The organism is uncultured Maribacter sp., assembly GCF_947500985.1.
Lineage (GTDB): Bacteria > Bacteroidota > Bacteroidia > Flavobacteriales > Flavobacteriaceae > Maribacter.
Genome location: NZ_CANMTX010000001.1, coordinates 278314 through 302272 on the forward strand (window position 1 = coordinate 278314; position 23959 = coordinate 302272).

The following is a 23959-nucleotide window of genomic DNA, read 5'->3' on the forward strand; positions in this document are numbered from 1 at the left end:
CCTATGAAAACGTTTCGTACATATAGCATAAAGCTTATATTCTTATTCTTTCTAGTATTTCAAGGATTTTCACAAGAGAAAGAGGCTGTAGAATTGCCTGAGTATTCAAAATATAAAGATTTAGGTACAAAGACCTGGATCAATACTTATGGTAATATTAGAATTGGCAAGCGCTTATTTTGGGATGCGCAAACCCACCTAAGATTAGAGGAAACAGAAGCTACACCATTTTTTGGTCAGGTAGCCCAGGTATATAATAGACATGCCATTGGGTACATTCACTCTAAATATTTTAATGTTCGATTAGGTGGAGTTTTACGTTTAAATTTCAATACTGATGAAGCTTCTACAGATCGTAATTTAGTACCAGAATGGCGTATTTGGCATCAATATCAGTTTGCACAATCACTTGCCAGTATGATGATTTATCATCGTATTCGTATTGAGCACCGTTGGACACAGAGTTTCGTAGAGAATAGCGATTACATATTTAGAAACCGTTGGAGGTATATGTTTAGAATGAAAATACCTTTAAACAACCACAAGTTAAAACCGAAAACCTTTTACGTTGCACCAGAAGCAGAATTAATTATGCAAAGTGGAAAAGCGGTTGTTGCAAGCCCAATGGAAGATTTACGATTAACCACTACGCTAGGTTATATTCTAACACCAAGATTAACCGTTGCGGCAGGAGCAATGTATTCCCAAGGGCAAGATTTAGCTAACGGAGGATATTATAAGCAAAGTTGGGCAATGAGATTTCATGTTTACTATTCTCCAGATTTCAGAAAAGTAAAAAATAAACTTCCAGAAATTCACTTAACAGATTAATAACATAGAGCAAACAAACACTATGAAAAAAAGAGATGTAACATTGTACGGTCTGTTAGCCATTATATCTGCATTAGCTATATATTTTGGCATCAAATCCAGTACTCTAGAAAATGAGATAGGGGAGAGTAGCAAGGCAAAAGAGGAATTGGATGTACTTGTAACCGGTAACAAAGAATTAGTGGCAATTGATTCTGTATTAATGGAAGGTGATTATAATAAAGCAATCGAATCTTATAATACCACACTTCAAAATCATGAAGAGCTGAACAGTGTTATTCCTTTACGGATTGCCCTTGCTCAAAAATTAATGCAAAATAATACGGTAAATACTTCTGAAAAGGGAACTGAAAAAATCTCTGTGGATTCAATTGCTATAGCTCCGGTATCTCAAAGTGAAATAAGAAGTATTGATTCTCTTAATTTCGCCCTAGAAAAAGCACGAGTTCAGTTAAACAATATGCGTAAGCAACTGAACAATAAATCATTCGGTGAATATCTGAGTTTTACTAGTAAAAAAGGAACTGGTCTACATTATGTAGGTCAAGTGAAAAACAATAAGGCTAATGGTGTAGGTATTGCTGTTCTTGAAACCGGTAGCAGATATGAAGGTGAATGGAAAGACAATCTACGAGAAGGCAACGGTACTTTTTATTGGCCTGATGGTGAATATTACATTGGCAGCTACAAAGATGATATGCGAAATGGTGAGGGAACATATTTTTGGCCTAACGGTGAAAAGTATAAAGGACAGTGGAAAAACGACAAACGAAATGGCAAAGGTATTTTTCACAAGAAAGAAGGCTCTGTTATAAGTGGTATTTGGGAAAATGATAAGCTTAAAGATACTGACAAGTAGATAATACACTATCATAACAGTATATTACATAAATTTCTGCAACGAGATTACGTCAAATCTCAATATGTAATTGTCATATTAAGAAAATCGCAAAAATCATCTTGAACGTATGTTTTGCGTAATGGTTTAAGTAACTTTAGGTCTTAACCAAACTATTATTCAAACCTAAATGAAATCGTTCTTTCGTTACCTAGCCGTTGCATCGTTTGTATGCATTTCTTCATCCCTTTTTTCTCAAGATTTTTCAGCATTGGAGTATCGTACTATTGGTCCGTCAAGAGGTGGTCGTGTTACCACGGTTACCGGCACACCTGTTTTACCTGGTACTTTTTACCTAGGTGCTTCTGGTGCTGGAGTATGGAAAACCGATGATTATGGTACATCTTGGAATAATATTTCTGACGGATTTTTTGATACGCCCTCTATTGGAGCTATTGAAGTTGCTGTCAATGATCCTAATATAGTTTATGTTGGTACTGGTTCTGATGGACTTCGTAGTAACATCATTAGTGGTAAAGGAATTTATAAATCTATTGATGCCGGAGAAACTTGGGATCATATCGGACTAGCAAAAGCAGGACAAATTGGAGCTGTAGAAATTGACCCTACCAATAGTAATATAGTTTGGGTTGCAGCAATTGGCGATGCATTTAAAGCGAATGAAGAACGTGGGATCTATAAAACGATTGATGGTGGCGCAACTTGGGAAAAGATGCTTCACATATCTAACACAACCGGATTTGCAGATTTAGAGCTATTACCTGGAAACCCAAATATTGTTTATGCTGCTGCTTGGAAAGCACAACGTACACCTTGGACTATCATTTCTGGAGGAGAAAACAAAGAAGGCGGAATCTATAAATCTGTGAACGGAGGTAAAGATTGGGTCAAACTAGAAACAGGATTACCAAAAGGACTAATCGGTAAAATAGATTTAGCAGTTTCAGCAGTAGATTCAAGTATTCTTTATGCTGTAATTGAAGCACCAGGTGATGAAGGCGGTGTATACAAATCTGTAGATCAAGGTAAGACCTTTGTACAGACATCTAATCATAAAGGGTTGGTCAATAGACCTTTCTATTATATTAATATAGAATTAGACCCTACCAATCCTGACATAGTGTATTCAAATGCTAATCCATTATTAAAATCTACCGATGGCGGAAAAAATTGGACAATGATGTCGGTACCACACGGCGATAATCATGATATATGGTTAAACCCTAATAATCCAGATTTATTAATTCAATGTAACGATGGTGGTGCCAATGTTTCTCATAATGGTGGTAAAACATGGTCATCGCAATTCAATCAACCAACAGCAGAAATATATCAAGTAGCAGTAGATGACCAATATCCTTATTGGATCTATGGAGCTCAACAAGATAATACCACTATAGCGATACCAAGCTCAGCACCTAGTGGTACTTCTACTCAGGGTACTCAAGTTATGATTGAGGTAGGTGGTTGTGAAACTGGTCCGTCAATACCAAAACCGGGCAATCATAATATCGTTTATAACAACTGTAAAGGTCGTTTTAGCGTTTATAACAAAATTACCGGAGTAGGTAGGGAATATTCTATTGGTGCTTCTAATATTTATGGTCATAATCCTAAAGATTTAAAATATCGTTTTCAACGTGTAGCTCCTGTTCATGTTTCGCCACATGATCCAGATGTAGTTTACATGGGCTCACAGTTTGTACATAAAACAAGGAACGACGGTGTTATTTGGGAAACGATTTCTCCGGATTTAACAGCTTTTGAAGCAGATAAGCAAGTGATTTCCGGTAGTCCGATTACCAGAGACATTACCGGTGAGGAATACTACAGTACTATATATTCCATAAGAGAATCAAAAATCAAAAAAGACTTGATCTGGACAGGATCTAATGATGGTGTGGTTTCTTTGACTCAAGATGGCGGACAAACTTGGACGGCCGTAACGCCTAAGAAAATGCCTAAAGGTGGTAGAGTTGAGTCTATTGAACCTTCGCAATTTAATCCTGCCACTGCATATATATCTGTAGATAGACATTTATTAGGTGATACTACTCCATATCTCTATAAAACGGCAGATTATGGTAAAACTTGGGAGTTATTGAGTACTGCTACAAACGGAATTCCGTCTGACTATACCGCTAAAGTATTGCGTGAAGACCCTGAAACAGCGGGAATCTTATATGCAGGTACTGAATACGGCATGTTCGTTTCGTTAAACGATGGACAAGATTGGAAATCTTTTCAGCAAAATTTACCAGTAACACCAATTACCGATATCATTATCAAAAGAGGCGATTTAGTTTTAAGTACTATGGGGCGTGGTTTTTGGGTATTGGATAACATTACCTCTTTAAGAGATTCTGCTATTGCTGCTTTAGATGATACTCCTGTATTGTTTAAACCAGATAATACCTTTAGATATCGTACGCCAAGAAGAGCAAAAGGATTTCCTGACTATCCTTCAACGGGAGTTCTAATTGATTACTACCTACCAAAGGAACTTAAAAGCGAAGTGCAATTAGAAATTTTAGATGCTAACAATCAATCTATAGCAACTATCATAAGTGACTCTACAAAAGTGAAATCCAGTAAAGAAGAAGTAGAGAATATGGGGCTTAGTATGGCTTTTAGTTACTTTGATAATAAATTGGAAACTAAAAAAGGTATTAATAGATTTCAATGGGATATGCGCCAAAAAGGAGCATGGAGCGACAAAGAATCTAGAAGCTACAAAAATGGACCAATAGTATTACCAGGAACTTACACGGCAAAACTTACAGTAGGTAAAGAAATATTTGATCAACCATTTGAAATTCTAGTTGATCCAAGATTAGCTGAAGAAGGCATTGATGAAACAATTATAAAAGATCATCTAGTATTTGAAAACAAAGTGTTAGCGCTACTGACCGAGGCTAGAAAATTTCAATCGCAATTAGAGAAAGAAATCAAGAAAACAACAGGAGACAAAAAAGCTTCTTTAGAGAAAACATTAAAAGAAATCAAGAATGATGAAGGGGCTTATCCGCAGCAAATGCTAGTGCCTCAAATTGCTTATTTGTCTTACATTGTTGGTGGTGCCGATAAAATACCTGGCAATGAAGAAGTAGAGCGTTTAAAAGAGCTTCAATTACAGTTTAATACCATAAAAAATCAAGTGGAATTGAACTAAACTAAAAATGGGCAATTGCAGTTGATATAACAATTGCCCAAAAATTCTCATCGATAAAATTCCACTTTCTGTATAAAAATATAGGCTAGACTTCTATTCCCTTTTAATAAGGAAGTATAAAGTTTCACATTTGGAGTGTTAATTATAAACACGCTTAAATGAAACATTATATATTCATAGCTGTCATTCTACTTACCCAATTTACATTTGGTCAAGATGTAGAAACCAATACGACTTTAAAAATATGGTCGCTAGAAGATTGTATTTCTTATGCCATTGAGCATAACATCACTTTAAAAGATGCCGATTTAAATACTAGTATTTCTGAAGTAGATTACAATCAGTCCAAATCTGCCAAACTACCGAATCTTTTTGGTAGTGCTTCTCAAAATTTTTCAAGCGGTACTTCTATTGATCCCATAACCAGTGATTATGTTTCCGACCAAATACTTAGTACCAATCTTGGAATTAATAATTCTGTTACACTCTTTCAGGGAAATCAGTTAACTAATCAGGTTAAGCAGAACAAACTTTTAATTGAACAAAATAGTTTATTGGCACAAGAGACCAAAAACAATATTGTTATCAGCATATTAGAATCGTATCTACAAACATTATACAGTAAAGAAGGAATTACAATTGCCGAAAACAATCTTAATGCCTCTGAAAAAGAGGTAATTCGGGCAAAATCTAGATTAGAAGCCGGTACTATTGCTTTGAGCGATTATACAGAGGCGCAAAGTCAAGCCGCAACTAATAAATACAATGTCATTGCAGCTAAAAACGACTATGAACTAAACATCATCACGCTAAAGCAGTTATTAGAATTATCTCCATTAGAAGATTTACAGATTGAAACCGTGGATGAAAATGAAGATTTAATACACCTTGAGCTAAATAGAGAGGCTATTTATACCAATGCCCTTTCATACTTACCGGAAGTAGAAGCTAGTGCCACCACTATACTAATTAATGAAAAAGAATTAGATATAGCAAAAGGCGGTTATTTACCAACGTTGTCAATGACCGGTAGTGTTGGGTCTGGTTATACAAGTATTAGCGACAACAATTTCACCGATCAATTAGATGTCAATTTCAATCAAAGATTGGGCTTAAGTCTTAGTATACCAATCTTCAATAGAAACCAAACCAAGTCCGCGGTACAAATTGCATCTTTTAATATAGAAAAAGCCGAAATACAAAAACAAACAGTAGAAAAAGAGGTGATTAAAAAAGTAGAAACAGCGTACCAAAACGCATTATCATCGCAAGAGCAGCTAGTTGCTGCAGAAGCATCCCAAGATGCCGCAGAACAGTCGTATAATCTAGCTCAAAAGAAATATGAGTTGGGTGATTTAAGTACTACAGACCTTGTAGTAAGTCAAAATACGTTTACAAATGCCCAACAGAATTATTTACAATCTAAATACCTAAATATTTTATACCATCAATTATTACAATTCTATCAAGGAAACGAAATTAAACTTTAATCAAAATGAAAAATAAAAAAAATATCATAATAGGCGGTGTCATTTTGGTCATCTTGGCTTTTGTTGCATATAGCTTTTTTAAGGGTGATGATACTGTTGCTATTGAAGCCAAAACAGTAGCTGCCAAAAAAGGTGATGTAACTACAATGGTAACAGCAACAGGAACTATTGAACCTATAAATCAAGTTGATGTAGGTACGCAAGTTTCAGGTGTTGTAGAGAAGATTTATGTGGATTATAACAGTGTAGTTACAGAAGGACAATTGATTGCTGAATTAGATAAAACCAATCTTAGAGCGGCTATGACGCAGGCACAAGCCTCATATGATAACGCGGTAAGCAATCGTAATTATTTACAAACTATTTACGACAGACAAAAGTCCTTATATGACAATCAAGTCATTAGCAAATCTGATTTTGACGATGCCTTTTTTAATTATGAGACTGCAAAAGGTACGGTTACACAACGTTTATCTGATTTACAGCAGGCAAGAACAAACTTAGGCTATGCCAATATCTACTCTCCTATAGACGGGGTGGTTCTTTCAAGAGATATTGATGAAGGACAAACCGTTGCGGCTAGTTACAGTACACCAACACTATTTACCATTGCCCAAGATTTAAAAGAAATGCAAGTGGAAGCTGACGTTGATGAGGCAGATATAGGTGTAGTAAAAGAGGGGCAACGTGTAAGCTTTACCGTTGATGCTTACCAAGGTCAAGAATTTGAAGGTGAGGTAACACAAGTTAGATTGGACCCAACGATTACATCGAACGTAGTTACCTATACAGTGGTAATTAAAGCTGACAACCCTGATTTAAGATTAAAACCAGGACTTACGGCTACCATTTCAATCTACACCTTAGAATTAAAAGATGTGCTATCTGTAGAAGCGAAGGCTATAAATTTTAAACCGACTCCCCCTGAAATGATGGCATATAATGAACAAGAACAATTGACTGTTGAACCTCCAAAAGGCGGCGGACCAAAACCTGATGAAAATGATGATAGTACAAGGGTTTGGGTTCTCGAATCTAATGGTGCCATTTCTCCAAAAAAGGTGACTTTAGGAGCTAGTGATGGAGTAAACGTTCAAATTTTAAGCGGTATTAATGAAGGGGACAAACTGGTTTATAGTTTAAAATCAGAAACTACTCAATCTGGTGCACCTGCAGGCGGTACGGAAGAGAGTCCGTTTATGCCACAACGCCCAGGAGGTAAAAAGAAATAACCATGAGTAAAGAAATCATAAAAATTGAAGACTTAAAGCGTGAGTTTACGATGGGTACCGAAACGGTTCATGCTTTACGTGGAATATCATTTACTATCAAAGAAGGTGAATTTGTAACCATCATGGGTTCTAGTGGATCTGGTAAAAGTACGATGCTTAATATTTTAGGATGTTTGGACCAACCCACATCGGGTACCTATGAAATTGATGGTGTTAGTATGAAAGATTTAAGTAGAAATGAATTGGCGACAATCAGAAATGAAAAAATCGGATTCATATTTCAATCATATAATCTTTTAGCTAGAACTTCAGCCATTGAGAATGTCGAGTTACCGCTATTATATAATAGCAAGGTGTCTACAGACGAACGCAGAGAACGTGCGATAAAAGCTCTTGAAATGGTTGGTTTAGGAGATAGATTACATCATACTCCTTCTCAACTTTCTGGTGGTCAGCAACAGCGTGTGGCCATTGCCAGATCTTTAGTAAACAACCCAGTAATGATATTGGCTGATGAAGCGACAGGAAATCTTGACACGAGAACATCTTATGAAATTATGTCACTATTTCAAGATTTGAACAAAAAGGGAATTACCATCACATTCGTTACTCATGAGCCAGATATAGCAACATTTAGTAGTAGAACAATCGTATTAAAAGATGGTAGTATTATGCAAGATTATAAGAATCATAAAGTACAATCTGCAGCAGAAGAATTAGCAAAATTGCCACAAGAAAATCATTGATTATGAGAATATTAAATCTACTTAAAATTGCATTCAAGGCTATTGTTCTCAACAAAATGAGAACATTACTGACCATGCTTGGTATTATTATAGGTGTAGCATCTGTAATTGCAATGCTTGCCATTGGTGAAGGTTCTAAAGAAAGCATAAGGAATACCATTTCTAGTATGGGATCTAATATGATTACAATTAGACCTGGTACCGATGATAGAGGACCGGCTAGAGGTAGTGGTGGTGATGTGCAAACGTTGACACTTAAAAGTTTTGAGGTCATTAAAGAGAAAGCTACTTTGTTAAGTTATGTTACACCAGTTGTAAATGGCGGTGGTCAAGTAATTAGCGGAGCAAATAATTGGCCTAGTACGATTTATGGTGTAAATCCTGATTATCTAGAAATTAAAGTTGTTGGTCTTCAAAGCGGTAGCATGTTCACCGATGCTGAAGTAAAATCTGCTTCTAAAGTGGTCATTCTTGGGCAAACGGTAGTTGATAATGTATTTCCTGACGGGCAAGAACCTGTTGGACAAATGATACGCTTTGACAATATTCCGTTCAAGGTAATCGGTGTTTTAGAAGAAAAAGGAGAAAACACCTTTGGTCAAGATCAAGATGATGTTGTAATTGCACCATACACTACGGTTCAAAAACGAATTTTAGCTATTGATTATTTGAATCAAATAATGGCCTCGGCCGTTAGCGAAGATGACGCTCCCGATGCTGTTTTAGAGGTCACCGATATTCTACGTGAAGAACATAAGCTCATGGATAATGAAGAAGATGATTTTACCGTACGGTCTATGGAAGAATTAATATCGACGTTTAGTTCTACTAGTGAAATGCTAACTGTACTTTTAGTTGCTGTTGCCAGTATTTCATTGCTTATTGGTGGTATTGGCATTATGAATATCATGTACGTATCAGTAAAGGAGCGTACTAAAGAAATAGGGCTTCGTATGGCGGTAGGTGGTAAAGGATCAGATATATTGTTACAATTTTTAATCGAGGCAATTTTAATAAGTATTACTGGCGGTGTACTTGGTGTATTATTGGGGCTTGGTGCTACTGTTTTTATTGAAAAGTTCTTACATTGGCCTACAAGCGTGGCGATGTATTCTATAATAATTTCGTTTGCTGTTTGTGCGGTTACAGGTATTTTCTTTGGATGGTATCCTGCAAGAAAAGCTTCTGCTTTAGACCCGATTACAGCTTTACGTTATGAATAAATAATTATGTACAAGAATAAAAAAATAGTAATTACACAGCATCTTATAATTTGGCTGGTGTTGTTTAGCATGCCCTTCGTTCTATCTTACGGGCAAGATTTGGATACAAATAGGTTGATTGCACATTTCTTAATACCAATGTTGTTCTATGCCGTAATATTTTATTTAAACTTTTTTGTACTCATAGACAGGTTTCTTTTCTCTAAGAAAACACTGATTTTTATCATCGTCAATTTAGTCTTAATCGGTTTCTTTATTTTATTGAAAGAGTTTATTGAAGACAATTATTTTAGCGAACTAATTAATAATAGACCCCCAAATGCAAATAGGGAAGGACCACCGTTTAAATTGTTCATATATGTGCAAATGTTATCATATGCGGCACCTGTTTTATTATCGATAGCTATAAAATCAACTAAAAGATGGGTAAAGACCGAAGCAGAACGAAAAGAGGCTGATAATTTTAAGTTACAAACAGAATTGCAACATCTTAGATATCAACTTCAACCGCATTTCTTTTTCAACTCTTTAAATAACATATATTCATTAGTTGATATTTCGCCGGATAAGGCTAAATCTACCATACATAGTTTAGGTAAACTAATGCGGTATTTGCTTTATGAAACGAATACAGAATTGGTGACACTTTCAAAGGAAATCGAATTTATGCGAAAGTATATCGAGTTAATGAAATTAAGATTAACAGATAAAACTGAAGTAGAATCTAGTTTTCCGGTAAGTGATTCACAAATTAAAATTTCGCCTTTATTATTTATATCTTTAATAGAGAATGCTTTTAAACACGGTGTTTCTGCCAGTACAAAAAGTATGATTTCAATTGACATGGCCATTAAAGGAAATAAGGTGGATTTCACAATTGAAAATCATAATTTTCCAAAACAAGATAGTGACAAAAGTGGTAGTGGCATTGGCTTACCGAACTTAGAAAAACGGCTCCAATTATTATATCCAAATAAACATTCTTTTAAAAAAGAGCTTAAAGCTGGTGTTTACAGAGTTAATTTACAGATAGAGACTTAGGTAGTGTTCTGTATAAAATGAAATTTTCATTATTATAAACTTGTTGTAACTATATACATATGAAAAGTAACTTACTATTTATAATTTTACTTCTAGTAAATATTCACCTTTTTGCACATGAAGGTGGTCATGGAGATCCTTTAAAACAATGGGAAATGACAACCACTGATATAATTATCAAGGCTGATTTTATTTCATATGAAAATGATGAAATTTGGCTTATGGATGGCAATCATACTATTCAAAAGTTTCAAATTACAGATTTTACAGAAGCTGATCAAAAGTTTATTAAAACAAAGAATGAATTCATTCATTCTTTAAATAGCAGCGCAGCTATTGAGGTTGATTCACAATCATTATCAAGTTTTCATTGGGCACTTATTGGTTTAGGTATTTTCCTTTTGTCCTTTTCTGTTTTCAAATTGATAAAACAAAAAAAAGTAATATACTTAACTCACGGAGTTCTTGGTTTGAGTGTCATTTTAATAGTATCATGTAAAAATACTGGTAATACTAAAACAAATACTGTGCAAGTACCAGCAAATGATGTTTCGCTAATGCAAACTTTTTTTAAAAAATTCGACGGTGTCACAACGCATTCAGATGAGAACTACCTGTATGTTTCATCAAATGGATTACCAGATCATGACATGATGGTTGGTATTACAAACTGGCAGCAACAAGTGCCTATCAAACAAAATTATACCGGTGACAATAGTTGGGCTATACCTACGCATCCAAAAATGGCGGAACATCCACTTTCTACTAAAACGAACCTTTTAAAAGGTGCAATTGCGGTTGCTGTTAATGGTATTCCAATTTTTAACCCATTAAACAATAGAGTTGAAGATGCTAATGCTATTGGAGAATTAGACAATTGGGGCGGACATTGCGGTCGTGCAGATGATTACCATTATCATTTACCACCATTGCATTTACAAGATCAAGTAGGCGCAGGTAACCCAGTGGCCTATGCTGTTGATGGGTTCCCGGTTTATGGAAAAACAACAGAGTCTCTCGATGAATATTTAGGTATATTAAACTCAGATGGGTCTTATGAATACCACACTATTGATGAATATCCATATTTTATTGCAGGTATGCGAGGAGAGGTAGTGCTAGACCCAAAAACGGAAGCTCCTGAAAACCAGGTTTATCCCCAACCTAGAACTCAAGAATTACGACCTGCTTTAAGACCTTTACGCGGAGCTGAAATTATAAATTTTGAATCTACAGGTACTAACGCGTACTCTTTAACTTATCGCTTAGATTCTAAAGACTATATTATAAATTATGGATGGGAAAATGATAATGTTTACACCTACGAATTCTTAAATCCTGATGGAACATCAACTATAGAAACGTACAAACCTAGAAAAAAATGAAACAAACTTCGCTAGTAATACTTGCTCTTATTTCTTTTACAATAATTGGTTGTAAGAATAGTAATAAAACTGCACAAACAGATGTAAAACCAAAGTCAGAAATTAATATATATAAAGGTACAGCCTCAGTTTCTCAAGGACTGGCAACAGTTGAAACTGAAAACATATACGATTGTGATAGAGGTAGAAAAGCACCTATTGGAACATCTACAGCAACAGATGGTAGTAGTTGGACTGTACCTGCATTAGTTAATTTTACCGATGATAATTTCCCTTTTGCTTCAGATTTGTTCAACCCTTGTACAAAAGTTGAATACGCTTCCGCAGATGAAGCCTTAGCAGCATTAGATGGTACAGATATTGTTGAAGTTGATGCAGATGGCGAAGTAATTACAGCGTATATATTTGCTGACAATTATTTTGAAATGTACATTAACGGTATTCCTGTTGGTAAAGACAATGTGCCTTTTACGCAATTTAATTCTAACATTGTCAGGTTTAAGGTAAAAACCCCTTTTACTATCGCCATGAAGCTAGTCGACTGGGAAGAGAATAGTGGGCTAGGATCAGAAAGTAATAGGGGAAAAGCATTTCACCCTGGAGATGGTGGTATGGTTGGCGTTTTCAAAAATGCCAACAATGAAATTATTGCCACTACAAGTTCAAATTGGAAAGCACAGACTTATTACACCGCACCAATAAAAGATTTATCATGTGTTTCTGAAAAAGGTGCTTTGAGATTAAGTGATAATTGCAGTACCGAAGATTCAGATGATGGAACCTCTTACTTTGCCTTACACTGGAAAACTCCATCAGATTGGCAATCAACAAGTTTCGATGATAGTCAATGGCCTAATGCATCTGTATATGCAAATAATGTTATTGGTGTAGACAACAAACCCTCATACACCAACTTTACAGATATTTTCGATAATACTTCTACCGATGCCCAATTTATATGGTCTACTAATGTAATTTTGGATAATGAGGTGCTTGTTAGGTATACTGTAGATTAAACTATCTGATAGCAAAATCACTGATTAAATACACGAAAATAACAGCATTATTTACGTTTAAAATTTAGAAATTATTGTTCATTAAGAAATCTTAAATACTAATATGGAAGCTATTCAAATAACCTGTATGATTGTTGACGATGAGCCTATGGCTGTTAATCTTGTAGAGAGTTATGTAGAAAAGACCCCTTATTTAAAGTTGATTAAAAAATGTAATAGCGCAATTGAAGCTATGCAGTTTTTAAATTCAGAACAAGTTGACCTTCTTTTTCTTGACATTCAGATGCCAGATTTAACTGGAATCGAATTTTCTAAAATGCTTCCGAAAAACACTAAGGTAATATTCACTACTGCTTTTGATCAATATGCACTTGAAGGTTTTAAGGTTGAGGCTTTAGATTATCTACTTAAACCTTTTGATTATGTCGAATTCTTAACAGCTTCAAATAAAGCTTTAGAATGGTTTTCTTTAGTTAGGGGTAACACTGCGATTCAAAGTAAAGAAATACCTCAAGAAAAGGAGTTTCTTTTCGTAAAGTCAGAATACAAACAACTGAGAATTAAACTTTCAGACGTATTATATTTTGAAGGATTGAAAGACTATATTAAAATTTGGCTGAAAGACAACCCCAAAGCTATTTTAACATTAATGAGCCTTAAGAGTTTGGAGGAGGAATTACCGGGAACACATTTTATGCGTGTACACCGATCATTCATTGTAGCTCTTAAATATGTTGAAGTTGTTGAGCGTAGTCAAATCATTATCAACAAACAACGCATTACGGTTTCAGAGCAATACAAACCTCGGTTTTTAGAATACATCAATAATAATTCATTGAATTCTTAAGGTTCAAAATTGATGTTATTGCTAGAATATTACTATCTGATTCTATAGCTACTTTAGACGATTTATATTTAAAAAGTGCCATATTATCTTTCTAAAATTTGATTATTTGAGGTAATTATATATTTAATCTCATTAATGTCTCATTTAGATAAGCTTTAAATTCATTTGAAATTAAAAAGTAATGAGCAGAGGGTTTGTCAAAGAAGAAGATCAAGAGGAAATACCGATGGTGCCACCTAGGGCAGATTTACCCAAAGGAGCGGTTAATTACGTTACCAAAATTGGGTATAATAATTTGTTAGAAGAAAGAAATGCCTTATCAGTTGAAAAGGAATCTTTACAACACGACAACGAGAAAGAAAGACGTATTGCGAGTAATTTAATCAATGCTAAATTACAATTACTGAATGAGCGAATTTCAAGCGCCAAAATCGTAGACTTAAGCGAACAACCTCAGAATGAAGTTCGTTTTGGTGCAACGGTTCTAGTAGTAATTGATACTACTGAAACACCGCAACAATTTCAAATAGTAGGGGTTGATGAAGCAAACATAGCGAAAGGTAAAATTTCGTTTTTATCACCAATAGCTAGAGTTTTAATATCTAAACATGTTGGCGATACTGCAACATTACAATTAGGTAATGTTGAGCGTGTGTTCAAAATTATGGAGATATCGTACACTTGATAAATGCAGTCTTTAATACAGTAAATTCTAAATTGATATGAATAAAAAAGAGGACCCGTTGGGTCCTCTTTTTTTATGCTATATATATAACTGCGCTTATTCTTCGCTTGACATTACATCACTTAATTCTAATGCTTCATCCATTGAATTATCAACCGGAACTGAATCTTTTAACACATTGAATTTTTCTACTCGTTCCATATCATCTTCTTCACCAGAAAAATATGGAAAAACATCCATAATTGGAGATTCCGCTATTGATGGTACAGAGTATTCACCCATAGTATCTTTCATTACACTTATAGTATTGTCATAAGCTTCCTTTACATCATTCGCCTGTATTAGTAAATACATGTTCGTTTTACGTTCCTTACCACTTTCTTCGTCAAAAGCAATTAAAGAAACTTTAGATTTGAACCATCTATCTGAATTTTCGAATGGATGAATCTCGGCAAAATTAGCGACCTTAATATTGGTGATTTTAATTTCTTCCGTATCGCTTAAGTAAACTGACATCTCTTCAGTAATTCTACTTTCGGCTTCGGTATAAGAAATGGCATCAACCAAAAAAGGTTCTGTTTTTACCTTTAACATTCCTGAAGCTTCGTCTAGCTTTCTATATTTTATTTTACACTCGTACCAAGTTGCACTCATAATTTCCTTTTATTTTGGGGTGCTAAATATACTTCTTAGTCATAGTTTGAAAAGCCAAAAAACGCAATAGATATTCACAATTTAAAGGTGATGAGTATAGTCTCCTCAAAATTAGATACTTAGAATTTTTTCAAGAATTTTAGAAATTCTGAACCATTAGATAATATAAAAATGAAAAGGATTACTAATTAAAACAATTCATTTTTTACTAGATCATAGTATGAATCACTTACGGGTATAATAACATCTGAAAGCAGTAAATCTCTACCTTTTAAACCTGTTACACTGTTCTTATTAATAATATATGACCTGTGCACTCTCATGAACATAGAACTCGGTAACTCTTGTTCTAAGGCTTTTAAACGTTGATTGCTAATAATTTTCTTATCAGCCATATGAAATGTAACATACTCACTATCGCTTACGATATACTGAATATCTTCAAATTTCACCTTGTGTAAATCATAACCAGATTTAATAGTAAATGATTCAGACTTTTCTACTGCTTTATTGGTTTTCACCTTATTTACGGCAGTAACAAAGCGTTCAAACGTAATAGGTTTTAATAGATAATCTACTGCATTTAATTCATATCCTTCTAAAGCGTATTGAGAGTAAGCTGTGGTGAAAATTATCTTAGTGTTAGAATCTACCATTTTAGCAAAATCCGTACCCTTTATCTCTGGCATTTGAATATCCAAGAACAAAACATCTACATCATGTTCTTTCATTAATTGTAAAGCCTCTAACGGATTTTCAGCCTCACCTACCAAATTCAAAAAATCTAACTTTTCTATATAAGTTATTAGTAGGGCTCGTGCCAATTCCTCGTCATCTACGACTATACAATTTATACTATTCATTCAACTGCAGTTTTAAATTCACTTTAAAAGCCTCTGTGGTTTCATTGATAACCAATTCATGTCGGTTTGGATATAGAATTGTCAAACGTTTCTTTACATTTTCTATTCCAATACCACCAACATCATCCTTTACTATCTTAAATTCAGGTTTACTATTTTCTAGTTCAAAATCAATACTACTTTCGGTAGCATTAATTTTAAGATTAATAAAGGTGCCTGTTACTTTTTCAATATTACTATGCTTTAAGGCATTTTCCAAAAAAGGAATCAATAACATGGGCACAATTTGAATATTCTGATTTTTTATAGAATATGTAGTAGTTATAGGGTATGTTTTGCTACTCTTAAGACAAAACAATTTAATATAATTTTCAATGTAATCTATCTCTTTATAAAGCGGTACAATTTCTTGCTCACACTCGTATAAAACATACCTAAGCATGTCTGACAAGTAACTAATACTCTTTTGTGTTCTTCCAGAATCTATGGCAGACAACGCATATATGTTGTTCAAAGCATTGAATAAAAAATGCGGATTGATCTGTGATTTTAGTAGCTTTAACTCTGTCTGTAAAGCTTCATTTTTATTGATTACTATTTCCTCTTCTTTACGCTGAGCAAGAAGAAATATTTCAACAAGTGTAGCAATCACATAGGCTATTGCAATCAGCAGCAAATTGATAAAAAACCGAGAAGGTGGTCTACGGTTAATTTCTAATGGTGGTCCATCTTCAAATCTAGGTCCTGACCCTGGTCCGCCAGCTCCAGGACCCTGTCCAAATCTAGGTCCAGGCATCTGCCTTATCGTATTTTCTGGTCCTAGTATCTGATCCGGAACAACATTGGTCAAAATTAAGGTGACTACAAAAACTGTAATTATAGAGACTATAGTAAAGGCTATATACTTTTTCTTAAGTAATAATTGTGGAACTGTATAGTAGATTAATATGGCAATCACTAAAATTTGAAACACGAGTGCCAATCCATTTTCAGCTGCAAATTGAATATCACTGCCACTAAAAATCCAAGCAGTTGACCAAATCAGTAACCATAAGGCTACATGAAATATAAAATTCTTATGTCTGTTCATGATGCAAATAAAAGGAATAAAAATTCAAACAAACCCCGTATACAAGGCTATAAATAGGTGATATTAAAGAGTTCGCTGCTTATAATATGGCATTCACTTAAAAGTAAACGTCAAGCACTTAATACGCTCATATTACATTAAAGTTTCTTACATCTTTGTTCTCGAATATTAACTATAAAATTAAAACATATGAAACGTATTACATTAAAAACAGGATTATTATTTGCCATGTTAGTTGCATTTGGAACAGTAGCAGTTAACGCACAGTCTAAAGGCGAAAGAAAAGAGCCCCCAACATTTACTGAGCTTTTAAAGCAAATGGATAAAGATGAAGATGGTCAACTTTCTAAAGACGAGGTAAAAGGACCTTTAAAAGATGATTTCGATAAAATTGATACTGATGAAGATGGTTTTCTTACTGAAGAAGAATTAGAAAAGGCTCCTAAACCAAAAGGAAGACCTAAAAATTAAGGTTTTTGATTGAATAATGTTTGTTGAAGTTAGCCCAAAGCTTCATGAGAAATTGTGAAGCTTTAATTTAAAACATTAATTCTCTAAACAACTAACAAGTATACATTTAATGGTATTATTCAGAAAAGTTAGGAGAAAACTAATAGGCTTAGATAAATTCAAAAGTTATTTTATTTATGCTCTTGGTGAAGTGTTGTTAATTGTTGTTGGGCTTTTAATTGCTTGGAAAATAAACAGCCTTAATGAGATTAAAAAAAATAGAATTGTTGAACTAAAAATATATAAAAGTTTAAGTCAAGAACTTGATACTAATTTAATTGTTCTAGATAGTGCCATTGTAAAATATACAAATAGTATACAAAAGCTTCAGAATACTATTAATTATTTAGGCATGCCTACCAATGAATTATCTCAAGACGCTAAAGCTTTAATTGTGAATTTAAACTATGATAGAACTATAGTGCGAGATGAAGCAATCAACTCGATAAATGTTACTAATAAATTTGAATTTATTAATAGTGACTCGCTTAAACAATTGATTGCTGCTTACCCTAATGAATTGGATAGTTTTGACAATCAACAAGATAGAATTGAAAATATTATATCCAATAGGTTAAAACCAATTATAGAAAAGCATATTTCATTAATTGAAATTCTGCCTCAAAATAGTTATAACTATAATAGAATGAAAGTATATGGCAATCAATCTAACTATACCGAATTACTGGTAAATAGAGAGTATCAAAACAGTATTATAGATAGACTATTGCAAACTAAAGGACAATTGACTATTGCAAAAAATTTAAGACAGAAAACAGAAACAATTGCCACAAAGTTGAATCAAGAGTTGAACAGACCTTAATCACTTTAAAATAATAACAATTAAATACCTAAAATTATGATACAGAAAAATAAATACTCAATTTTGGCTTACTTCATTTTTGCCTTTACCGCTATTACCTTTGTAAGTTGTAGTGATGATGACTCTTCTACAACAGATGATTCGGTAATTGAAGATGAAGATGATACAGTTACCGATGGCACTGACGATGACACCACAGATGAAGATACAAATACAGTAAGTGTTGACGCTTCTTATTTCTATACTACAGATGGCTCTGTAACTATTACTACTGTGCCCTGTACATTATCAGACGGTACTGAAACAGATTGTTATCAAATAGTTACGACCAGTCTACCTGGAGATCATGAAATGGGACCATGGTGCCCTGGTAATATTGAAGATGATGCTACAGCAGGTGGTATTTGGCTAGAAGGTGGAGAAGTATATGATGTAGATGGTGCTTTCGTTGAAAATATGGCAACATTCTATAATGATCCAAATTGGTTGATGTACGATGCCAACGGTGATATTTATATTACCGATACCCAAGAGGATTGTGAAAATGCCGCTAACCCTAATGTTGGTGATGAATATGAAAATTTCTGTGTAGAATGTCTACCTTCCTATATCACAGATTTAACGCAAACATGGACTATTCCTATTACTCCGGTTTCACAAGATACTCCTGTACTATTTACTACCACAGGTGGTGGTCCTGGAGGTCCAGGAACAACAACAGCTCCATCAACACGTGGAGTAGCATTGAACGGAATTGAATTTTCTGCTCCAGCACCTGTTGATAATATTTTAGGTGCATATACATTAGCTCCTTTTGATGATGCTGGTGGTCACATTAACGTTAACCAAGGGTATCATTACCACGCAGCAACGGGCTTTAGTACTAAAGTAGCTCAAGATGACGGGCATGCTGCCTTAATTGGTTATGCTTTGGATGGATTTGGAATTTATGAATTGGCTGATAGCAGCGGTGTCGATGCTACCGATTTGGATGAACTACGAGGACATTCTGATGATACTAGAGGTTACCATTACCATGTAGATGCAGCTGGTAATAACAACTTTATTGATGGATTAAAAGGTGCTTACGTAAACTAAAAATATTATTATGAAAAAGTATATCTTAATTTATATAACCGGGCTATTTTCATTGCTAGGTTATGCCCACAACCCAGATGCCTCTACAACTATGTTAGTTGAGAAGGAAAATAACACCTGGGTGCTACAGATCAGTTCTTCATTAACCGCTTTTCAGCAAGAAGTACGAACACATTTTGCAGAAACTCCGTATAAAACCCCCGAGGAGTTTCAACAAATGGTATTGGAGCACATTAAAAACAATTTGGATATTAGTTTTAATGATGGTTCAAAAATCACCCTAGGTCAAGGAATTGTAAAACTAGGTCATGAGACAAAAGTAATGTTTGAAGTATTTGGTATTCCCTCAGATTTACAATCTATACGCGTAAGAAATGCAGCATTTAAAGATATTGGTAGAAGTCAAAGTGCATTGTTCATTTTTAAAGATGGCTTCAGTAAAGATCAATTCATTTTAAATAATGATAATGACCATACTTTAAATCTAAAAGTTAATGGAAATAAGTTCGTGGAAGCGAGTCAACAAAATGCAGGTATGGATTCCTCATATGTCATCTTAATTGTAATGAGCTTATTAGGTTTTAGCTTTTTAGTACAAAAGATTATTCTAACTAATGATGAAGTTTAAATACCATTTTATTTAGAATATTATAAAATGTAGCTGTTACCGAATACTTCACAAGTAATTATAGAAACCATGAAAAAAATACTGTTAATAACCGCATTATTTTTATTGACTTTTAAGATAGCGGAAGCGCACAATCCATTATCCGCCATGTATTATTTGGAAGTAGAAGGGGACTTTGGTATTCTGAACATTAGTCTTAGTCAAGCTGGTTTAGACCAAGCGTTAATAACATCTTTTCCAAATAAAGATATTTCGAAAATTTCTAATGAAGAATATAAAAAACTTGCGGTAGCATACATTAAAGATCATTTTCAGTTAGCCGTTAATAATAAAGATGTCAATATTTTAAATGGGGGAATTAAACTTGGAAATCATCAGACCGATTTAAAGTTTATTACTTCGGTAGTACCCGAGTCTTTTAATATAATTGATTTAAAAATCGATGCTTTTAAAGAAAATGACCATCATCAAACCATCTTTTCATTATTGTTAAATGGTGAAACCAGTAAGGTGGTGTTGTCTGATAGTAACGATTATACCACTTCAAAAGTCTTTAAGAATAATCTAATGATTACCGATAATCAAAAATTCAATGCAAATTATTTATGGTTTATCGCTGTAATACCAGTAGTTGTTTTTGGAAGAAAATTTTTGCCCTCAAGTAAATCAATTACTTAAAAACAGTTTAATATTTATTCAATTCTTTAAAATATATTCTTATGAAAAAAGGTGCTTTAAAAACCATAATGTCGTTGTTGTTTTTGTTTGGCATTCTACTTGTTGGTTTACTAGCTTGTAGTAGTGATGATACTACCGATATAGAAACTGATGTGGAGACCGAAGAGGTAGCCGACGCTACAATTCAAGAGTCTTTTTTTAATTCAACCTCATTAATATCTTATACCAAAGTAGATTGTACGCTTGAAGATGGTACTACTGGCGATTGTTATGAGCTGGTATTTTCAAGCAATCCTATAGAGGATGGTCCTTATTGCCCAGAAACTATAGATGATATTGGTGGTTTGGGTATTTATGATGGTAACACTAACCCCGGATTCCAAGTTTTAAAGGCTGATTTATTTAATGCCATGGAGGCAGATGGGTATGATATTGTTGACGATAATGGCAATATCAACACTGATGATTTTAACTCAGGTATGGTTGATTCTGATTTATCATACTGCTTACAAGCTGCTCCTGATAATAATCTTCAGTTATCATTTTTAATACCTGCTACTCCAAAATTGGCTTCTTCCAATAATGATATCGATACTATTGAGTTAGTGGGCGTTTCTGTAGATGGTGTTCCCATAAATGGCAACCCGCCTTCGGTAACCAACCCAGGTAGAGAAATTGCCGGAAACATACCTTCTCTTGATCCTTGCGGAGGACATAATGACCCTGCTGGTTATTACCATTGGCACTTTGTAGCAGAGACCATGAATCAAGTATTAGCAGCTAATGATATTACAGACGTAGAATGTACTTTAATAGAACAGGTAGTAGATACCAAACTAATAGGTTTTGCTAAAGATGGTTTTCCTATTTATGCTTATAACACAGAACCAGATGACTTAGATGATTGTGGTGGTAGAACATCGGTAACTACAGATTATCCAGACGGAGTGTACCATTATGTGGCTAGTAATACAGATGCACCTAACGTTCCAAAATGTTTAAAGGGTGTTGCTGCTAATAATAATTTTAATGTTCAATAGGATAACAAAAACATAATTATACATCTATCTCCTTAGCCTAATAAGTAAGGGGTTTATATTAATGTAGTTTATACAAATATAAAATAAGACAACTCAAAATCTAGCCATTAAATCTTAGTACGATTTAATGGCTAATTTTATTTAAAAACTTTCCTTTTGAGACCTAATTCTATCTCTTCTAAATAAAAAGTACTTATTAAAATTCACCATTCACTTAATACTTTCTGTGATTTACTGATTCTCAAAATATCCTTCAAAACTTAACTTTATACTTGTATTGTAAAGTGTTAAAAACAAGTCGTTAAAACCATTTAGTTTATTGTAGAATTATATTTTATTCAAGTTTAATATTACCGGCAATTTAGAAATAGTAGAAACGAAAGGTTAAAATTTCAACTTTATTAGAACTTAAATAAAATCTCTGAACTTAATTTAAAATATAAGAATCATGAAGTACAAAACATTTAATAAAGCAGGAATTTTAGCTATAGCATTAGCCGTTTTCACTTCTTGCAGTAGTGATGATAACGAAAATGAAACTACAACAACCACTGATGACGTTGTAATTACGAGCACTAATTCAACAGGGACGGCTGAAGGAGATACTGATAATACGGGTGCCGATGAAGATGATTTAGTGGAAAATGCCACCTTTGAAAACACTGTTCAAATTGTATTTTCAGAAACATCGGTTACTATTACAAATCCTGTACCCGATGATGTGGTAATTACACAAGATGGGGCAGATGTTACGGTTAGTTCCACTATTTCAGAAGTAGCCTATGAAGTTTCAGGGACCACAACAGATGGAATGTTGAAAATGTATAGCGATAAGAAATTTAAATTATCACTTACCGATTTAAGTATTACAAATAATGATGGTCCTGCCATAAACATTCAATCATCAAAAACCATTTTTGTGCTATTGGAGGGTACAAATAATCTAATCGATGCCTCTAGTTATAGCGTTATACCAGATGATGAAGATGCAAAAGCAGCATTTTTTAGCGAAGGGCAATTGGTATTTAGCGGATCTGGTGCTCTTAATGTTGCAGGAAACTACAAACATGGTATAGCAAGTGATGATTACATTAGAGTTATTAGCGGTACAATTACGGTATCAGAAGCAGCATCGGATGGAATGCACACTAATGATTATATAATAATCGATGGAGGTACAATCAATATAAATGCAAGCAGTGATGGTATGGATTGTGGAGAAGGCTATATTATTATTAATTCCGGTACGTTCAATATAAATGCTATAGATGATGGAATCGTTGCTTCTTACGATATTGATGATGAAGATGAACCAGATGATTCAATCACTCCTAATTTAACTATAAATGGTGGTGAGTTTACCATCACAACTTCTGAAGGAGAAGGAATGGAAGCCAAAGGTATTATGACCATAAATGATGGCAACATAAATATTGATGCCTATGATGACGGACTTAACGCCATTGGAACCTTATATATAAATGGTGGAAATACTTTTGTAAAAAGCACACTTAACGATGCCATAGATAGTAATGCCGGTATTACTATTACTGGTGGTACTACGATTGCCATATCCGTTAGAACAGACGAACCTGATGGAAGTTTTGACACAGATGACAATCTGTTTAAGGTTACAGGTGGTACTATTTTAGGTTTGGCATTGAACACTTCTTTCCCAACAGAAAGCGCAAGTACTCAAAATACTGTAATTTTTGACGGTATAAGTGCCAATACATTATTGAACATTCAATCAGAAGATGGTACTGAAGCCCTAACATATGAAGTTCCTTACCGCGTAAATACCATCATTTATTCTAATTCAAAACTAGAAACTGGTAAAACATATACAATCTATACAGGAGGTAGTGTAAGTAATGGTACTGAAGTTAACGGTCTATACACATCTGGCACATATAGCGGAGGTACAGATTCAGGTGATTTCTTTACCATTGATGGCACAGTAACTCAAATTGGTGGAGAATTAGGTCCTCAAGGTGAAAATGGAGGTAGATAAAAAACTATTCACCTATAAAAACTCTCTAATCACT

Annotated in this window: 22 protein-coding genes; 19 read left to right on the forward strand and 3 right to left on the reverse strand. The window is 34.2% G+C overall.

The genetic code is table 11. The features are described from left to right. Positions 1 to 3: 3 nt before the first annotated feature. The 12 genes from Q0871_RS01215 (at position 4) to Q0871_RS01270 (ending at position 14527) form a co-directional block, all read left to right on the forward strand. Positions 4 to 831, forward strand: coding sequence for a DUF2490 domain-containing protein (locus Q0871_RS01215; protein WP_299317138.1), 828 nt, complete (start codon positions 4 to 6; stop codon positions 829 to 831). A gap of 22 nt (positions 832 to 853) precedes the next feature. Beyond that, positions 854 to 1690 (forward strand): hypothetical protein, encoded by an 837-nt coding sequence (locus tag Q0871_RS01220; RefSeq protein ID WP_299317139.1) that lies wholly within the window; start codon positions 854 to 856, stop codon positions 1688 to 1690. A 169-nt stretch (positions 1691 to 1859) separates the two neighbouring features. Beyond that, positions 1860 to 4862 carry a hypothetical protein gene (locus Q0871_RS01225; RefSeq protein ID WP_299317140.1) on the forward strand — a complete coding sequence of 1001 codons (3003 nt, stop codon included), beginning with the start codon at positions 1860 to 1862 and terminating at the stop codon, positions 4860 to 4862. A gap of 158 nt (positions 4863 to 5020) precedes the next feature. Beyond that, on the forward strand, positions 5021 to 6352 hold the full coding sequence (locus tag Q0871_RS01230; protein WP_299317141.1) for a TolC family protein: 1332 nt from the start codon (positions 5021 to 5023) through the stop codon (positions 6350 to 6352). Between the two features lie 5 nt (positions 6353 to 6357). Beyond that, a complete protein-coding gene (locus tag Q0871_RS01235) occupies positions 6358 to 7584 on the forward strand; it encodes an efflux RND transporter periplasmic adaptor subunit (RefSeq protein ID WP_299317142.1) in 1227 nt (408 codons plus the stop codon). A 2-nt stretch (positions 7585 to 7586) separates the two neighbouring features. Next, positions 7587 to 8330: an ABC transporter ATP-binding protein gene (locus Q0871_RS01240; protein ID WP_299317143.1), complete on the forward strand. Its 744-nt coding sequence runs from the start codon at positions 7587 to 7589 to the stop codon at positions 8328 to 8330. 2 nt (positions 8331 to 8332) lie between these two features. Continuing rightward, complete coding sequence (locus Q0871_RS01245; protein ID WP_299317144.1) at positions 8333 to 9553, forward strand: ABC transporter permease; 1221 nt, start codon at positions 8333 to 8335, stop codon at positions 9551 to 9553. Positions 9554 to 9559: 6 nt separating this feature from the next. Next, the gene (locus Q0871_RS01250; RefSeq protein WP_299317145.1) at positions 9560 to 10594 is read left to right on the forward strand and encodes a sensor histidine kinase; all 1035 of its coding nucleotides are present in this window, start codon (positions 9560 to 9562) and stop codon (positions 10592 to 10594) included. Between the two features lie 59 nt (positions 10595 to 10653). Continuing rightward, positions 10654 to 11979 (forward strand): YHYH protein, encoded by a 1326-nt coding sequence (locus Q0871_RS01255; RefSeq protein WP_299317146.1) that lies wholly within the window; start codon positions 10654 to 10656, stop codon positions 11977 to 11979. After that, positions 11976 to 12995, forward strand: coding sequence for a hypothetical protein (locus tag Q0871_RS01260; RefSeq protein WP_299317147.1), 1020 nt, complete (start codon positions 11976 to 11978; stop codon positions 12993 to 12995). Before Q0871_RS01255 ends, Q0871_RS01260 begins: the two co-directional genes overlap by 4 nt. 103 nt (positions 12996 to 13098) lie before the next feature. Beyond that, positions 13099 to 13842, forward strand: coding sequence for a LytTR family DNA-binding domain-containing protein (locus tag Q0871_RS01265; RefSeq protein WP_299317148.1), 744 nt, complete (start codon positions 13099 to 13101; stop codon positions 13840 to 13842). A gap of 181 nt (positions 13843 to 14023) precedes the next feature. Further along, the gene (locus Q0871_RS01270) at positions 14024 to 14527 is read left to right on the forward strand and encodes a GreA/GreB family elongation factor (protein ID WP_299317149.1); all 504 of its coding nucleotides are present in this window, start codon (positions 14024 to 14026) and stop codon (positions 14525 to 14527) included. 96 nt (positions 14528 to 14623) lie between these two features. Here Q0871_RS01270 and Q0871_RS01275 read toward each other — a convergent pair whose 3' ends face one another. From Q0871_RS01275 to Q0871_RS01285, 3 genes are all read right to left on the reverse strand, one after another. Further along, positions 14624 to 15181: a DUF4494 domain-containing protein gene (locus Q0871_RS01275; RefSeq protein WP_299317150.1), complete on the reverse strand. Its 558-nt coding sequence runs from the start codon at positions 15179 to 15181 to the stop codon at positions 14624 to 14626. Between the two features lie 188 nt (positions 15182 to 15369). Then, positions 15370 to 16044: a LytTR family DNA-binding domain-containing protein gene (locus Q0871_RS01280; RefSeq protein ID WP_299317151.1), complete on the reverse strand. Its 675-nt coding sequence runs from the start codon at positions 16042 to 16044 to the stop codon at positions 15370 to 15372. Beyond that, positions 16037 to 17134 (reverse strand): sensor histidine kinase, encoded by a 1098-nt coding sequence (locus tag Q0871_RS01285; RefSeq protein ID WP_299317152.1) that lies wholly within the window; start codon positions 17132 to 17134, stop codon positions 16037 to 16039. The genes Q0871_RS01280 and Q0871_RS01285 overlap by 8 nt, the downstream gene beginning before the upstream one ends. A gap of 189 nt (positions 17135 to 17323) precedes the next feature. Between Q0871_RS01285 and Q0871_RS01290 the strand changes: the two genes are divergently transcribed. The 7 genes from Q0871_RS01290 (at position 17324) to Q0871_RS01320 (ending at position 23925) form a co-directional block, all read left to right on the forward strand. Then, a complete protein-coding gene (locus tag Q0871_RS01290; RefSeq protein WP_299317153.1) occupies positions 17324 to 17605 on the forward strand; it encodes an EF-hand domain-containing protein in 282 nt (93 codons plus the stop codon). A 109-nt stretch (positions 17606 to 17714) separates the two neighbouring features. Beyond that, positions 17715 to 18467, forward strand: a complete 753-nt coding sequence (locus tag Q0871_RS01295) for a hypothetical protein (protein WP_299317154.1) — start codon at positions 17715 to 17717, stop codon at positions 18465 to 18467. A 36-nt stretch (positions 18468 to 18503) separates the two neighbouring features. Beyond that, positions 18504 to 19565 (forward strand): YHYH protein, encoded by a 1062-nt coding sequence (locus Q0871_RS01300; protein ID WP_299317155.1) that lies wholly within the window; start codon positions 18504 to 18506, stop codon positions 19563 to 19565. A gap of 10 nt (positions 19566 to 19575) precedes the next feature. Beyond that, complete coding sequence (locus tag Q0871_RS01305) at positions 19576 to 20193, forward strand: hypothetical protein (protein WP_299317156.1); 618 nt, start codon at positions 19576 to 19578, stop codon at positions 20191 to 20193. A 69-nt stretch (positions 20194 to 20262) separates the two neighbouring features. Further along, positions 20263 to 20871, forward strand: a complete 609-nt coding sequence (locus tag Q0871_RS01310; RefSeq protein ID WP_299317157.1) for a hypothetical protein — start codon at positions 20263 to 20265, stop codon at positions 20869 to 20871. Positions 20872 to 20912: 41 nt separating this feature from the next. Further along, on the forward strand, positions 20913 to 21911 hold the full coding sequence (locus Q0871_RS01315) for a YHYH protein (RefSeq protein WP_299317158.1): 999 nt from the start codon (positions 20913 to 20915) through the stop codon (positions 21909 to 21911). Between the two features lie 448 nt (positions 21912 to 22359). Then, the gene (locus Q0871_RS01320) at positions 22360 to 23925 is read left to right on the forward strand and encodes a carbohydrate-binding domain-containing protein (protein ID WP_299317159.1); all 1566 of its coding nucleotides are present in this window, start codon (positions 22360 to 22362) and stop codon (positions 23923 to 23925) included. Positions 23926 to 23959: the final 34 nt, after the last annotated feature.